The organism is Brevibacterium sp. LAARM3_SD1, from assembly GCF_057364765.1.
In genome coordinates, this window is record NZ_JBNFOL010000026.1 from 1 (window position 1) to 13,803 (window position 13,803).

At 64.2% G+C, this 13,803-nt stretch carries 8 protein-coding genes and 1 pseudogene; 8 read left to right on the top strand and 1 reads right to left on the bottom strand.

Annotation, left to right across the window (positions count from 1 at the left end; translation table 11 throughout):
• The 5 genes and pseudogenes from AC2W7L_RS13705 to AC2W7L_RS13725 all read left to right on the top strand — a co-directional run.
• A pseudogene (locus AC2W7L_RS13705) lies at positions 1–305 on the top strand (50S ribosomal protein L10); the annotation flags it as partial.
• Positions 306–364: 59 nt separating this feature from the next.
• On the top strand, positions 365–751 hold the full coding sequence (rplL, locus tag AC2W7L_RS13710) for a 50S ribosomal protein L7/L12 (protein ID WP_039206363.1): 387 nt from the start codon (positions 365–367) through the stop codon (positions 749–751).
• 161 nt (positions 752–912) lie between these two features.
• Positions 913–2,145, top strand: a complete 1,233-nt coding sequence (locus AC2W7L_RS13715; protein WP_486004901.1) for a hypothetical protein — start codon at positions 913–915, stop codon at positions 2,143–2,145.
• Positions 2,145–2,954 carry a hypothetical protein gene (locus tag AC2W7L_RS13720; protein WP_486004902.1) on the top strand — a complete coding sequence of 270 codons (810 nt, stop codon included), beginning with the start codon at positions 2,145–2,147 and terminating at the stop codon, positions 2,952–2,954. The genes AC2W7L_RS13715 and AC2W7L_RS13720 overlap by 1 nt, the downstream gene beginning before the upstream one ends.
• Positions 2,951–4,168 (top strand): hypothetical protein, encoded by a 1,218-nt coding sequence (locus tag AC2W7L_RS13725; protein WP_167194629.1) that lies wholly within the window; start codon positions 2,951–2,953, stop codon positions 4,166–4,168. Before AC2W7L_RS13720 ends, AC2W7L_RS13725 begins: the two co-directional genes overlap by 4 nt.
• 28 nt (positions 4,169–4,196) lie before the next feature.
• Here the strand turns inward: AC2W7L_RS13725 and AC2W7L_RS13730 are convergent, their stop codons facing one another.
• The gene (locus tag AC2W7L_RS13730; protein WP_486004903.1) at positions 4,197–4,997 is read right to left on the bottom strand and encodes an MBL fold metallo-hydrolase; all 801 of its coding nucleotides are present in this window, start codon (positions 4,995–4,997) and stop codon (positions 4,197–4,199) included.
• 99 nt (positions 4,998–5,096) lie between these two features.
• Between AC2W7L_RS13730 and AC2W7L_RS13735 the strand changes: the two genes are divergently transcribed.
• From AC2W7L_RS13735 to AC2W7L_RS13745, 3 genes are all read left to right on the top strand, one after another.
• Positions 5,097–6,155: a GNAT family N-acetyltransferase gene (locus AC2W7L_RS13735; protein ID WP_486004904.1), complete on the top strand. Its 1,059-nt coding sequence runs from the start codon at positions 5,097–5,099 to the stop codon at positions 6,153–6,155.
• 217 nt (positions 6,156–6,372) lie between these two features.
• On the top strand, positions 6,373–9,852 hold the full coding sequence (gene rpoB, locus AC2W7L_RS13740) for a DNA-directed RNA polymerase subunit beta (protein WP_167194639.1): 3,480 nt from the start codon (positions 6,373–6,375) through the stop codon (positions 9,850–9,852).
• A 68-nt stretch (positions 9,853–9,920) separates the two neighbouring features.
• Positions 9,921–13,793: a DNA-directed RNA polymerase subunit beta' gene (locus AC2W7L_RS13745; protein WP_486004905.1), complete on the top strand. Its 3,873-nt coding sequence runs from the start codon at positions 9,921–9,923 to the stop codon at positions 13,791–13,793.
• Positions 13,794–13,803 lie beyond the last annotated feature (10 nt).

Consider the following 13,803-nt stretch of genomic DNA (forward strand, 5'->3'; position numbering starts at 1 on the left):
ACCGCGATCGCGTTCGTCACCGGCGAACCCCTGAGGCTGCCAAGGCTCTGCGTAACTTTGCCAATGCGAACGACAAGCTCGTGGTGAAGGGCGGTTACTTCGATGGAACCGCACTCAGCTCCGAGCAGGTCAACCAGCTCGCCGACCTCGAATCCCGCGAAGTGCTGCTTGCAAAGGCAGCAGGTGCCATGAAGGCAAGCCTCCACCAGGCGGCTTACCTCTTCACCGCTCCGCTGGTCAAGGCCGTGCGCACTGTCGATGCCCTCCGCGAGAAGCAGGACGACGCTCCTGCTTCCGACGCCTGAGCATCACCCCAAACCGAACCGGTCGCTGATCGTGACCAAAACAGGAAGGACTAGCCACCATGGCTAAGCTCACCACCGACGAGCTCCTCGAAGCTTTCAAGGAGCTCACCCTCGTCGAACTGTCCGAGTTCGTCAAGAAGTTCGAAGAAGAGTTCGACGTCGAGGCTGCCGCTCCGGCCGCCGTTGCCGCTGCCCCTGCCGCCGGTGGCGGAGAGGCCGCTGCTGCTGAAGAGCAGACCGAATTCGACGTCATCCTCGAATCGGCCGGCGAGAAGAAGGTTCCCGTCATCAAGGAAGTTCGTGGACTCACCTCCCTCGGACTCAAGGAAGCCAAGGACCTCGTCGACGGAGCTCCCAAGGCCGTCCTCGAAGGCGCTTCGAAGGAAGATGCCGAGAAGGCCAAGGAGACCCTCGAGGCTGCCGGCGCCACCGTCACCCTCAAGTGATCTTCTGGGCAGCAGCCTGACTGCTGCCTGAGGCTTCGAACCCCCACAGTCCGCTGTGGGGGTTCTTTGCGTCCCCGCCGAGGATGCCGCCCCGCCGCCATGTGACCGATTCGGAACACCGATCGACAGAGGCCGGTCTCAACCTGACTTATCCTTGACTGGTGACTGAGACGACGAGCTACGCCCGGGCCCAGCAGCAGCTGCGCGACCGCATCCGCGGAACCTGGGCGCAGCAGCCCCTCTATATCGACGAGATCATCAGGTCCGGACTCACCGAGAATCAGATCACGGCCATCCGGCAGGCCTCGCAGGCGACCGAAGACACCGGCCTCACGCACTTCGTCGCCATCATCCCCGGCCTCCGGGTCAGGGGCTACGGCGATTGGGCGAAATTCACCTCCGAGTTCGCATTCGACATGCACGAAATGTCGGGGCAGAAGCAGACCCTCGTCCTCTTCAGCGAGGGCGAGACCTCCGCCCGTTCATTCGCCTACCTCGTCACCGACAACGGCCCCGTCGTCCCCACCGGCGCCCCCGAACTGATGAAGTCCAGCAGCGACGACTTCATCCCCGTCGAACTCGCCGTCCCCTACTACCTGCAGGTCCTCGTCGCCGCCGCCAAAGGCACCGAACCTCCCCAGGCACCGGATTTCGACACCCGCGACGTCGGCGACCGCAATGAGGACTACATCGAACGCTTCGGCCTCGACAACTCCGACCCCGATACGTTGGTTTTCGGTGCAACGACCGTCGCCGCCCTCGGCGCGGCCCTGCGGTTGCTCCGTCGCCGCAATCGCTATTCCTGGCGCACGGGTCTGACCACGAAGCCGGAGCTGGTCGCGTCGCACAAGCTGAAGAAGGCCGTCACCGAGGCGGCCGCCCCGATCCCCGAACCCGACCATCCCGATGACGAGACGTGGGCCCTGTATGACCGAGGCCGACGAATCCAGGATGCTCTGGCAGTCCTGACCGCGGCTCACCCGGATTGGGCAGAATCGGTCGACTTCGCCCACCGCAACGGCGTGTTCGTCCTCATCACCCTCGACAGATGGGTACGCCGACAGCTGCGCAGACGCTCCGGCAGGGCCGAAGACGAACCGCGCTTCTGCTTCCTCGTCCCGCACCACCGCAAGGACATCGAAGACCACGTGCTCAAACAGTCCGGCCGCATCCTCACCGTAGGTCTGTGTGCCGACTGTCGTGAGGAGCTGGCAGCCGGTCACGACCCGGAACGCCTCATGGTGCCCAAACGCCCGGGTTCCACCCGCGCAGTCCCGTACTTTCACCGTGACGACGCCTACGCACTCTCCGGTTTCGGAAGCTTCCAGCCCCTCGACGAGGCGGTGCTGGACGAAATGAGCCCACAGCGCTCCGCCGCCGGAAGGAAACGATGATGGCCGTCGGAACCGCACGTTCGATCACCCCACTCGACTGGCTCATCGCCGTCGTCGCGGTCGCTGCAGTGTCGATCGGCGCCACTCTGCTGAGCACACATCTGTTCGATGAAGCGAGAGCCGAGAGGATCACCGCAGCCGACAGCGACGCGATCGTCGTCGACTCGATCTACGACGACCGCATCGAAGGCGCCCACGATCCGAACTACGCAACAGACCGCTACCAGGCCATCGCGAAGTCCTTCGCCGCCGACCCCGTGTACTTTGACGGATACCCCGAGTTCGACATCGACGAGGGCGACACCGACTCCATCCGCGCCGAGATCGCCGACGCCGACAGCCCCATCTATGTGGCGTTCCTCAATGCATCGGATCTCGACGACGCCGATGGCGACCTCGATCTCCTGGCGGCCCGGATCGTCACAGAGATGGACGACCCCGAGGCCGCAGTGCTCACGGTCGACGCCACCGGACTCATGGGACTGGCAGAGAAGGGCGTCACCCGACCCTCAGTGCTGAGTCTGACGGGGGACTCCGATGACAGCGACTCCCGCGCCGCACTCGCGGCAGTGCGCGAGATCAGCTCCGCCGAGACCGAGGACGTCGAGTCGAGCTACTCGCATCGCCACGATGACGACGGCAACCCGGAGGTGATCGACGAGGACTCGACGAAGGATCCGCACACGCTTTCGTACAGCACCGGCGGCGCGGTCGCCGGAGCCATCTTCGGCATCCTCGTCGGCGGGGGTGCCGGAGTCGGAATCCACTTCATCCGCCGCGCTCTGAAGAAACGGACAGCCAAGCAGTGACTCAACAGGCCCAGACCATCGCCGAGGCGCTCAACACCGATCCCGTCTACGTGACGAGCAGCGCGAAGGGGGAGATCAACGAAGCGCTGCTGCAGAAGGCGGAGACGAAGATCGACAACCTCGATTTCGATGTCTTCGTCATCGTCTCCGGGGACCAGGGAGCCGACCGGGACCTGCTTGAGCAGGTCAAGGTCTTCAACGGCGGTGAGGGTGCGTTCATCATGATCGACACGAACACCGACCTCGCCGTCGATTACACCTTCGAGGACCAGCACGACCTGCAGATGCAGGTGATGGAGCAGATGTCCGTCGGACGCGACCAATGGAGCCACAGCACTCCGTCGCAGACGAAGCTGAACATGCTCCTCGACCTCTACGCCGACCCGCAGGAAGCCCCGGAGTACGAAACCGGTCAGGAGGCCCCGGGCAGCGAAGTGGAGACGGTCGAGGGGTCGAGTTCGACTGCCACGCTGTTCCTCGGGGGAGCGGTTCTGGTTCTGGCACTCGTCATCGCCGTCATCTGGTTCGCCCGGTCCCGGCGGGAACGAGCGAAAGCCACGCGCACCCGGCGCCGCTTCGAACTGCCCGCACGACTGCTCGACCGCGTCGATGACCTGCAGCGGAAGACCCTGCGGGAAGGACTGAGCGAGGACACGACGGAGCTGGCCGACGAGATCACACAGCTGCAGACCCAAGAGCTGAGCACCACTGACGCCGAAGGCGTGGAACGGGCGCTCGACGCCTACCAGATGGCCAGAGCCATCGTCGACGACGGCGAGGCAGAACGCATCGACCTCGCCGGGGCAATGGTTCTGCTGCGGCAGGCCGGACGTGAGATCGCCGAGGTGAAGCTGCATAAGTCGGCCAAGCGCGGGACAAAGTCACGGAAGTCCGACGTCGCACGGGCCACCTCCTCGACGAAATCGGCGAAGACCCGGGGACTCCCAGAGAGCCTGTGCACGGTCAATCCGCTGCACGGGGAAGCACGGACGAACCGGCTGGTGAGCACGGAGCGCAAGGGCCACCTGGCGGGAAAGAGCGTCCGCGTGCCCGTCTGCGGCAGCTGCCAATCCGATCTGCAATCCGGCCGCGAACTGCAGTGGATCTTCGACGGCGACCGACCCTACGTCGAGGGTCGCAGCGTCTGGGCGCAGACTCTGTTCGGTGCCATCGGCGGCGATCTCGTCACCGCCCTGCATCGGCAGGGATCCTAGTTCCGCGCTGGTGACTCGCACCATCCGGTCAGACCAGACTGTGCTCCCGCGGGATTGTCCGATCATGGTCACCCGGCATGGAGCGGGCCGGCAGAGCCACCTCGGCGTCTCCCTGATCGACCATCAGCCCCTCGATATCGGCGAGCTGACGAGTCAGGAAGTCACGATCGACCGGAACCCCGTGTCCGGGAACGAACGTCTTCGCCTCGGGAAACGACAGCAGGGTGTGCAGGCTCGCTGCCCATTCGCTCAGGGCAGCATCGGCACCGGCCTGAGGAGGAGCCGCCTCCTCGACGAGGTCACCGGCGAAGACGATGCCGAGCTCGGGCAGGCGGACGATGAGATCTGCCGTCGAATGACCGCCGAGGACATGGAATTCGACCGGGCAGTCGCCGAGGTCGAGGTGCCACACATCGCCGGGTGTCGGATCGACGGGGGAGACGTCGACGATGAGGTCGCCGGGCTCGGCGGGCAGGCTCGACCGGTAGTCATCCGGGAAGTCGCCGCCGGCGACACCGTCGAGAGCGATCCAGGCCGTGGCCTCCTGATCGGAGGCGAATGACGACGACGCGTACACGGCGGTGACCCCGGCGGATACCGCAGCGGCGGCACCGAAGAAGTGATCCCAATGATCATGGGTGATCGCGAGTTCGACCGTGCGCGGACGGTCGCCCCCGATCTCCTCGCCGAGGCGGCCCGCCCGCTCCACCAGGTGCGCGGCGGCCGCGGGGCCGGGGCCCGCATCGACGAGCAGAGTGCGATCGGTGCCGACGATGATTCCGCAGTTGATCGCGGCAGGATCGAAGCTGAGAATTCTCACTCGTGTCATGGTCGCAGTCTAGAATGTCTCCCACCGGCTGTCAGCGCGACGATGCGCGAAGGAGGCATCGCAGCGCGAGGCGGACACCTGCGACGACAGAGGCCACAGATGGAGATCACCCGGATCAGATCCGGACACGGCGACCCGGCGGCGATCGAGGCACTGATGCCCGAGCTGCTCGGCTTCGACGCCGTCATCAACCGAGCATCAGGGCTGGGGGAGGACTTCGATCCGAACCCTGAGGACCTGCGGCACTCGCTGACCTCGACCAGCAGGTACCGGACGCACCTCACCTGGCTCGGTCGCATCGACGGGGTGATCGTGGCCAAAGGCGTGGCCGAACTCCGCCTGTCCAGCAACACTGACACTGCTCAGGTCTGGTGCGGGGTCCACCCGGACCACCGTCGTGGCGGACTGGGTGCCGCTCTGCTGACGGTTATGGAGGACGAACTGCGCGCAGAGGGGCGCACAGCACTGTCGAGCTACTGCGATATCCCGGAATCGGTCAGGACCGCCGATCTCCGCGGTGCCCATCTGGCAGCCGAGACCGGTACCGGGGCGCTGCCGGTCTCTGTGCCGGAAGTGTCGTTCCTCAGCAGCCGCGGTTACGGATTCGCCCAGATCGAACGGTGCTCGGTCGCTCCAACTGCAGTCGCGGCCGGCCTCGACCTCGGTGCAGACGCCGACGACTACGTCATCGAGACCTGGCGAGGTCCCGTCCCGGAGCAGCGACTGGAGCACATCGCACTGCTCAAGGGCCGGATGAGCACGGACACGCCCGGAGCGGAGAAATTCGGGGGAGAGGAAAGCTGGGACGGTGAGCGGGTGAGAGCCCTCGACGCAGAGAAGAAGGTGAGAGGCGAAGAGATGGCCACTGCGCTGGCACTCCTCGACGGGGAGCCGGCGGGCTTCACACAGATCGGGCATTCGGCCGACAGACCGACCGTGGGCTGGCAGGGAGGAACCCTGGTGCGCAGAGAGCATCGGGGCCACAATCTCGGGGCTCGACTCAAGATCGCCAACCACCGCAGCCTCGACGAGCATACGGCGGTCGAGCGCGTGTACACGTGGAATGCCGTGGAGAATTCGTGGATGCTCGCGATCAACGATCGGGCGGGTTTCGCCACCTGGGCATGGGTGGGAATGTGGACGAAGAATCTGCGCTGAAACCGTCTTGCCAGACTTGACCAGATGCTATAAGCTTGATATTTGCATCGTTCTGCCTGTGGTGTGCCTTCATATAGCGGTGGGCACAGCATTTCCACTCAAGTGAACCATGCCGACGCCGGGAGTCGAAATCTGACACACCCCGTGGTGGTCCGGACGTCGCCGGAACGAGTGGGCAGACGAAGTATCAGATGGTGAAGCACTCGGAAGGAACCAATTGGCCGCCGCCAACGACAACACCAGGACCGCTAATCCCCCCAAGAGAATTTCCTTCGCGAAGATTCGCGAGCCCCTCGAGGTTCCCGATCTGCTCGGTCTGCAGACGGACAGCTTCGACTGGCTGATCGGATCGGAGGCGTGGCAGGACCGCGTCGCCGAAGCCATCGAGGTCGGGGACGACTCCGTCGCAACCACCTCGGGACTCGAAGACATCTTCGAAGAGATCTCGCCGATCGAAGACTTCGGCGGATCCATGTCGCTGTCGTTCCGCGAGCACCGGTTCGAAGCTCCCAAGTACTCGATCGACGAGTGCAAGGAACGCGATATGACCTACTCGGCGCCGCTGTACGTCACCGCCGAGTTCATGAACAACAACACAGGCGAGATCAAGAGCCAGACCGTGTTCATGGGTGACTTCCCCCTCATGACAGACAAGGGCACGTTCATCGTCAACGGCACCGAGCGCGTCGTCGTCTCCCAGCTCGTGCGTTCGCCCGGCGCCTACTTCGAATCCAGCGTCGACAAGACCACGGACAAGGACATCTTCACAGCGAAGATCATCCCCTCCCGCGGTGCCTGGCTGGAGTTCGAGGTCGACAAGCGCGACCAGGTCGGCGTTCGCCTCGACCGCAAGCGCAAGCAGTCCGTGACCGTTCTGCTCAAGGCCCTCGGCTGGTCCGAAGCGAAGATCCTCGAAGAGTTCGGCGAGTTCGAATCGATCCGCGAGACGATGGCCAAGGACACCGTGACCACGCAGGACGAAGCGCTGCTCGATATCTACAAGAAGCTGCGTCCGGCAGAGCCCGCGACCGCTGAGGCCGCCCGCAACCTGCTCAACAACCTCTACTTCAACCCGAAGCGCTACGACCTGGCCAAGGTCGGCCGCTACAAGGTCAACCGCAAGCTCGGCGTCGAAGCCCCGCTGTCGGACTCGGTGCTCTCCACCGAAGACGTCGTCGCCACCATCCGCTACCTCGTGTCGCTGCACGCCGGAGTGGACACGGCCAAGGGCACCCGCGACGGTGAAGAGGCTGAGATCAGCGTCAAGCTCGATGACATCGATCACTTCGGCAACCGTCGCATCCGCGCCGTCGGCGAGCTCATCGAGAACCAGATCCGCACCGGCCTGTCCCGGATGGAGCGCGTCGTACGTGAGCGCATGACCACCCAGGACGTCGAAGCGATCACCCCGCAGACCCTGATCAACATCCGCCCCGTGGTGGCTGCGATCAAGGAGTTCTTCGGCACCTCGCAGCTCTCGCAGTTCATGGATCAGAACAACCCGCTCGCGGGGCTGACCCACAAGCGCCGCCTCTCCGCACTGGGACCGGGCGGTCTCTCGCGTGACCGTGCCGCCATGGAAGTCCGTGACGTGCACCCCTCGCACTACGGCCGCATGTGCCCGATCGAGACCCCCGAAGGTCCGAACATCGGTCTGATCGGTTCGCTGGCGTCCTACGCCCGCATCAACCCCTTCGGTTTCATCGAGACGCCTTACCGCAAGGTCGTCGACGGTGTCGTGACCGATGAGACGCAGTACCTGACCGCCGATGACGAACTCGAGTTCAACATCGCCCAGGCCAACGCGCCGCTGACCGAAGACCAGCGTTTCGCTGAGGTCGAGGTCCTGGCCCGTCCGAAGGGCGGCGGCGGTGAAGCCGAACTGGTTCAGCACGACCAGATCGACTTCATGGACGTCTCCGCTCGCCAGATGGTGTCGGTGGCTTCGGCTCTGATTCCGTTCCTCGAGCACGACGATGCCAACCGCGCCCTCATGGGTGCGAACATGCAGCGTCAGGCCGTGCCGCTGGTGATGGCCGAATCCCCGGTCGTGGGCACCGGCATGGAATACCGTGCCGCCGTCGACGCCGGCGATGTCATCACCGCTGAGAAGTCCGGTGTCATCACCGAGGTTTCGGCCGACTTCGTCACGGTGCTCGCCGACGACGGAACCCAGCTGACCTACAAGGCTGCGAAGTTCAAGCGTTCGAACCACGGCACCTCGTACAACCAGCGCATCCTCGTCGACGAAGGCGACCGTGTCGAAGCCGGCACCGTCCTCGCCGACGGTCCGTCCACCGAGAACGGTGAGATGGCTCTGGGCAAGAACCTCCTCGTGGCGTTCATGTCCTGGGAAGGCTACAACTACGAGGATGCGATCATCCTCTCCCAGCGCCTCGTCCAGGACGATGTGCTCTCCTCGATCCACATCGAAGAGCACGAAGTCGATGCGCGCGACACCAAGCTCGGTGCCGAAGAGATCACTCGGGACATCCCGAACATCTCGCCCGACGCCCTGGCCGACCTCGACGATCGCGGAATCATCCGCATCGGCGCCGAGGTCACCGACGGCGACATCCTCGTCGGCAAGGTCACCCCGAAGGGTGAGACCGAGCTGACACCGGAAGAGCGCCTGCTGCGCGCCATCTTCGGTGAGAAGTCCCGTGAGGTCCGCGACACCTCGCTGCGCGTTCCCCACGGCGAGATCGGCACCGTCATCGGTGTGCGCGTCTTCGACCGTGAGGACGACGACGAGCTCTCGCCCGGCGTCAACCAGATGGTCCGCGTCTATGTGGCCCAGCGCCGCAAGATCACCATCGGTGACAAGATGGCCGGCCGTCACGGAAACAAGGGCGTCATCTCGACGATCCTGCCGGTCGAGGACATGCCGTTCCTCGCCGACGGCACCCCCGTCGACGTCATCCTCAACCCGCACGGTGTTCCCCGTCGTATGAACATCGGCCAGGTCTTCGAAGTCCACCTCGGATGGATCTCGAAGCAGGGCTGGAAGATCGAGGGCAACCCCGAGTGGGCCGCCGAGCTGCCCGAGGCCGCTCGCGAAGCCGAGGCCGGCACCAACTTGGCCACCCCGGTCTTCGACGGTGCGCACGAGCAGGAGCTGCGCGGACTGCTGGATTCGACGACCCCGAACCGCGATGGGGACCGCCTCATCGACTCCTCGGGCAAGGCCCAGCTGTTCGACGGTCGCTCCGGTGAGCCGTTCCCGTACCCGATCTCGGTCGGCTACATGTACATGCTCAAGCTCCACCACCTCGTCGACGACAAGATCCACGCGCGTTCGACCGGACCGTACTCGATGATCACCCAGCAGCCGCTCGGTGGTAAGGCGCAGTTCGGTGGTCAGCGCTTCGGTGAGATGGAAGTCTGGGCTCTCGAGGCCTACGGCGCCGCCTACACCCTGCAGGAGCTTCTGACGATCAAGTCCGATGACATCCCGGGCCGTGTGAAGGTCTACGAAGCCATCGTCAAGGGTGAGAACCTGCCCGATCCGGGAATCCCGGAATCGTTCAAGGTCCTCATCAAGGAGATGCAGTCCCTGTGCCTCAACGTCGAAGTTCTGTCTTCCGACGGAGGCCATGTCGAGATGGGCGAGTCGGAGGACGAGGTCTACCGCGCCGCCGAGGAACTCGGCATCGACCTCTCCCGCCGCGAAGCACAGACCGTAGAAGAAGTCTGAGGACTTCCACTTCAACCGACACAACTTTTTGATGAACGATTCGTTCATCGCCAGGAAAGAGGATTTACGTGCCTGACGTCAATTTCTTTGATGAACTGCGCATCGGTCTTGCCACCACGGAGAACATCCGCGGCTGGTCACACGGTGAGGTGAAAAAGCCTGAGACCATCAACTACCGCACCCTGAAGCCGGAGAAGGACGGACTCTTCTGCGAGAAGATCTTCGGCCCCACCCGCGACTGGGAGTGCGCCTGCGGAAAGTACAAGCGAGTCCGGTTCAAGGGCATCATCTGCGAACGCTGCGGCGTCGAGGTGACCCGTGCCAAGGTGCGTCGTGAGCGCATGGGCCACCTCGAGCTCGCCGCTCCTGTGACCCACATCTGGTACTTCAAGGGTGTGCCCTCACGTTTGGGCTACCTGCTGGATCTGGCTCCGAAGGACCTCGAGAAGGTCATCTACTTCGCGGCCTACATGATCACCTCGGTCGACGAGGATTCCCGTCACCGTGATCTGCCCAGCCTGCAGAACAAGATCGACGTCGAGAAGCAGCAGATCGGCACCCGCCGTGACGCCGACATCGACCGTCGTGCCAAGAAGCTCGAAGAGGATCTCGCCGCGCTCGAGGCCGAAGGCGGAACCGCCCAGGCCAAGAAGAAGCTGCGCGACACCGCCGAGAAGGAAATGGACAAGCTGCGCAAGAACGCCGACCGCGAGGTCGACCGTATCGAGCAGGTGTGGGACCGGTTCAAGAACCTCAAGGTCAACGACCTCGAAGGTGACGAGAGCCTGTACCGCGAGATGTTCCACCGCTTCGGCCTGTACTTCACCGGTGCCATGGGGGCCGAGGCCATCCAGAAGCGCCTCATCGAATTCGACCTCGAAGGCGAAGCCGAGAAGCTGCGTGAGCTCATCGCCACCGGCAAGGGACAGCGCAAGACCCGTGCGCTCAAGCGCCTCAAGGTCGTCAACGCGTTCCTGACCACCGACAACAACCCCGAGGGCATGGTCCTCGACGTTGTCCCGGTGATCCCGCCGGAGCTGCGCCCGATGGTGCAGCTCGATGGTGGACGCTTCGCGACCTCGGACCTCAACGACCTCTACCGTCGCGTCATCAACCGCAACAACCGCCTCAAGCGTCTGCTCGACCTCGGTGCTCCCGAGATCATCGTCAACAACGAGAAGCGGATGCTGCAGGAGGCTGTGGACTCGCTGTTCGACAACGGACGTCGCGGACGTCCGGTGACCGGACCGGGCAACCGCCCGCTGAAGTCGCTGTCGGACATGCTCAAGGGCAAGCAGGGACGTTTCCGTCAGAACCTGCTCGGTAAGCGTGTGGACTACTCGGGCCGTTCGGTCATCGTCGTCGGTCCGCAGCTGCACCTGCACCAGTGCGGTCTGCCCAAGACCATGGCCCTGGAGCTGTTCAAGCCCTTCGTGATGAAGCGTCTGGTCGATCTCAACCACGCTCAGAACATCAAGTCGGCCAAGCGCATGGTCGAGCGTCAGCACCCTCAGGTGTGGGATGTCCTCGAAGAGGTCATCACCGAACACCCCGTGCTGCTCAACCGCGCACCGACCCTGCACCGTCTGGGCATCCAGGCGTTCGAGCCGCAGCTCATCGAGGGTAAGGCCATCCAGCTGCACCCCCTCGTCTGCTCGGCGTTCAACGCTGACTTCGACGGTGACCAGATGGCTGTGCACCTGCCGCTGAGCCCCGAGGCGCAGGCCGAGGCCCGCATTCTCATGCTCTCGGCCAACAACATCCTCAAGCCCTCGGACGGCAAGCCCGTGACCATGCCTTCGCAGGATATGATCATCGGTCTGTTCCACCTCACCTCCGAGCGCAAGGGACTGCCTGGCGAGGGACGCGCGTTCTCCGGAATGGGCGAAGCCATCATGGCCTTCGACCGCGGAGAGCTCGACCTCGGTTCGCCGATCACCATCCGCCTCGATGATGTCGTTCCCAACGGCGACATGGAGCTTCCCGAAGGCTGGGAGGCCGGCGACCCGCTGGACGTGCAGACCACTCTGGGCCGCGCGACGTTCAACGAGTACCTGCCTGCCGACTATGCGTTCGTGAACTCGACGATCGACAAGAAGGCACTGAGCCGGATCGTCAACCACCTCGCCGAGGAGTACCCGAAGGTCGAGGTCGCACAGACGCTGGACAACTTCAAGGCCGGCGGCTTCTACTGGGCCACCCGCTCGGGCATCACCATTGCGATGTCGGACGTCGTCTCACCCGAGGCGAAGACCGAGATCATCGACAACGCCGAAGTCATCGACACGAAGGTTCAGCAGCAGTACGAACTCGGTGCCCTGACCGATGACGAGCGCCGCAACGAGCTCGTCAAGCTGTGGACCGAGACGACCGAGAAGGTCGACCAGATCATGCGCACGAACTTCCCCGAGGAGAACTCGGTGCTGCGTCTAGTTGAGTCCGGTGCATCCGGTAACTGGATGCAGGTGCGTCAGCTGGCCGGTATGCGTGGTCTGGTGACGAACCCGCAGGGTGAGATCATTCCGCGTCCGATCGTGTCGAACTACCGTGAGGGACTCGCAGTGCTCGAGTACTTCATCGCCTCGCACGGTGCACGTAAGGGCCTGGCCGATACCGCTCTGCGTACCGCTGACTCCGGTTACCTGACCCGTCGTCTCGTCGACGTCTCGCAGGATGTCATCATCCGCGCGGCAGAGGCCGAGTCGAACAAGGGCATCACCCTGCCGATCGCCGAACGCGATCACGAGGGCAACCTGGTTCCGCACGAGTATGCCGAGACCACCGTCTACGGTCGCCTCACCGTCTCGGACGTCACCGACGCCGAGGGCAATGTGCTCCTGCCGGCGAAGTCCGATGTCACCGGCGCCGTGGTGGACATGCTTGTGGCCAACGGCATCGAAGAGCTCAAGGTCCACTCCGTGCTGACTGCCGATTCCGATGCGCAGATCTCCGCCGAGCACTACGGTCGCTCGATGGCGACCGGCCAGCTCGTCGACATCGGCGAGGCCATCGGCACCGTCGCTGCCCAGTCGATCGGTGAGCCCGGTACCCAGCTGACGATGCGTACGTTCCACACCGGTGGCGCCGCCGCATCCACCGGCGATATCACGCAGGGTCTGCCGCGTGTGACCGAGCTCTTCGAAGCTCGCACGCCGAAGGGCTTCGCCCCCATCGCCGAGGCGACCGGACGGGCCAAGATCGACGACAGCCGCAAGACCCGCTTCGTCATCATCACCCCCGATGACGGCAGCGATGAGATCGAGCACGCAGTGTCCAAGCGTGCCCGTCTCATGGTCGAAGACGGCCAGCACGTCAAGGCCGGCGAGCAGCTCATCGTCGGTGCCGTCGATCCGAAGCAGGTGCTGCGCATCCGCGGTCGCCGTGAGGCCGAGCGCTTCCTCGTGGAGGAAGTCCAGAAGGTCTACCGGTCGCAGGGTGTGGGCATCCACGACAAGCACATCGAGGTCATCGTGCGGCAGATGCTGCGTCGCGTGACCGTGATCGAGTCGGGCGATACGAACCTGCTGCCCGGTGAGCTCGTCGACCGCGGCCGCTACCAGGCAGAGAACCGTCGTGTGGTCGCCGAAGGCGGCCAGCCGGCATCGGCTCGTGACGAGCTGATGGGCATCACGAAGGCTTCGCTGGCCACCGAGTCGTGGCTGTCGGCCGCATCCTTCCAGGAGACCACCCGCGTCCTCACCGAGGCGGCCATGGAAGGCAAGTCCGATACGCTCATGGGCCTGAAGGAGAACGTCATCCTCGGTAAACTCATCCCTGCCGGCACCGGCCTGCAGACCCACCGCAACCTCGTGGTGGAGCCGACCGAAGAGGCCAAGGCCGAGATGTTCACGAACAGCTACGGCGACTTCTACGCGGGCATCGGAGCCGATTCCGGTTCCGCCATCCCGCTGGAGGACTACGACTACGGAGCGTTCAGCTGATCCGCTGATG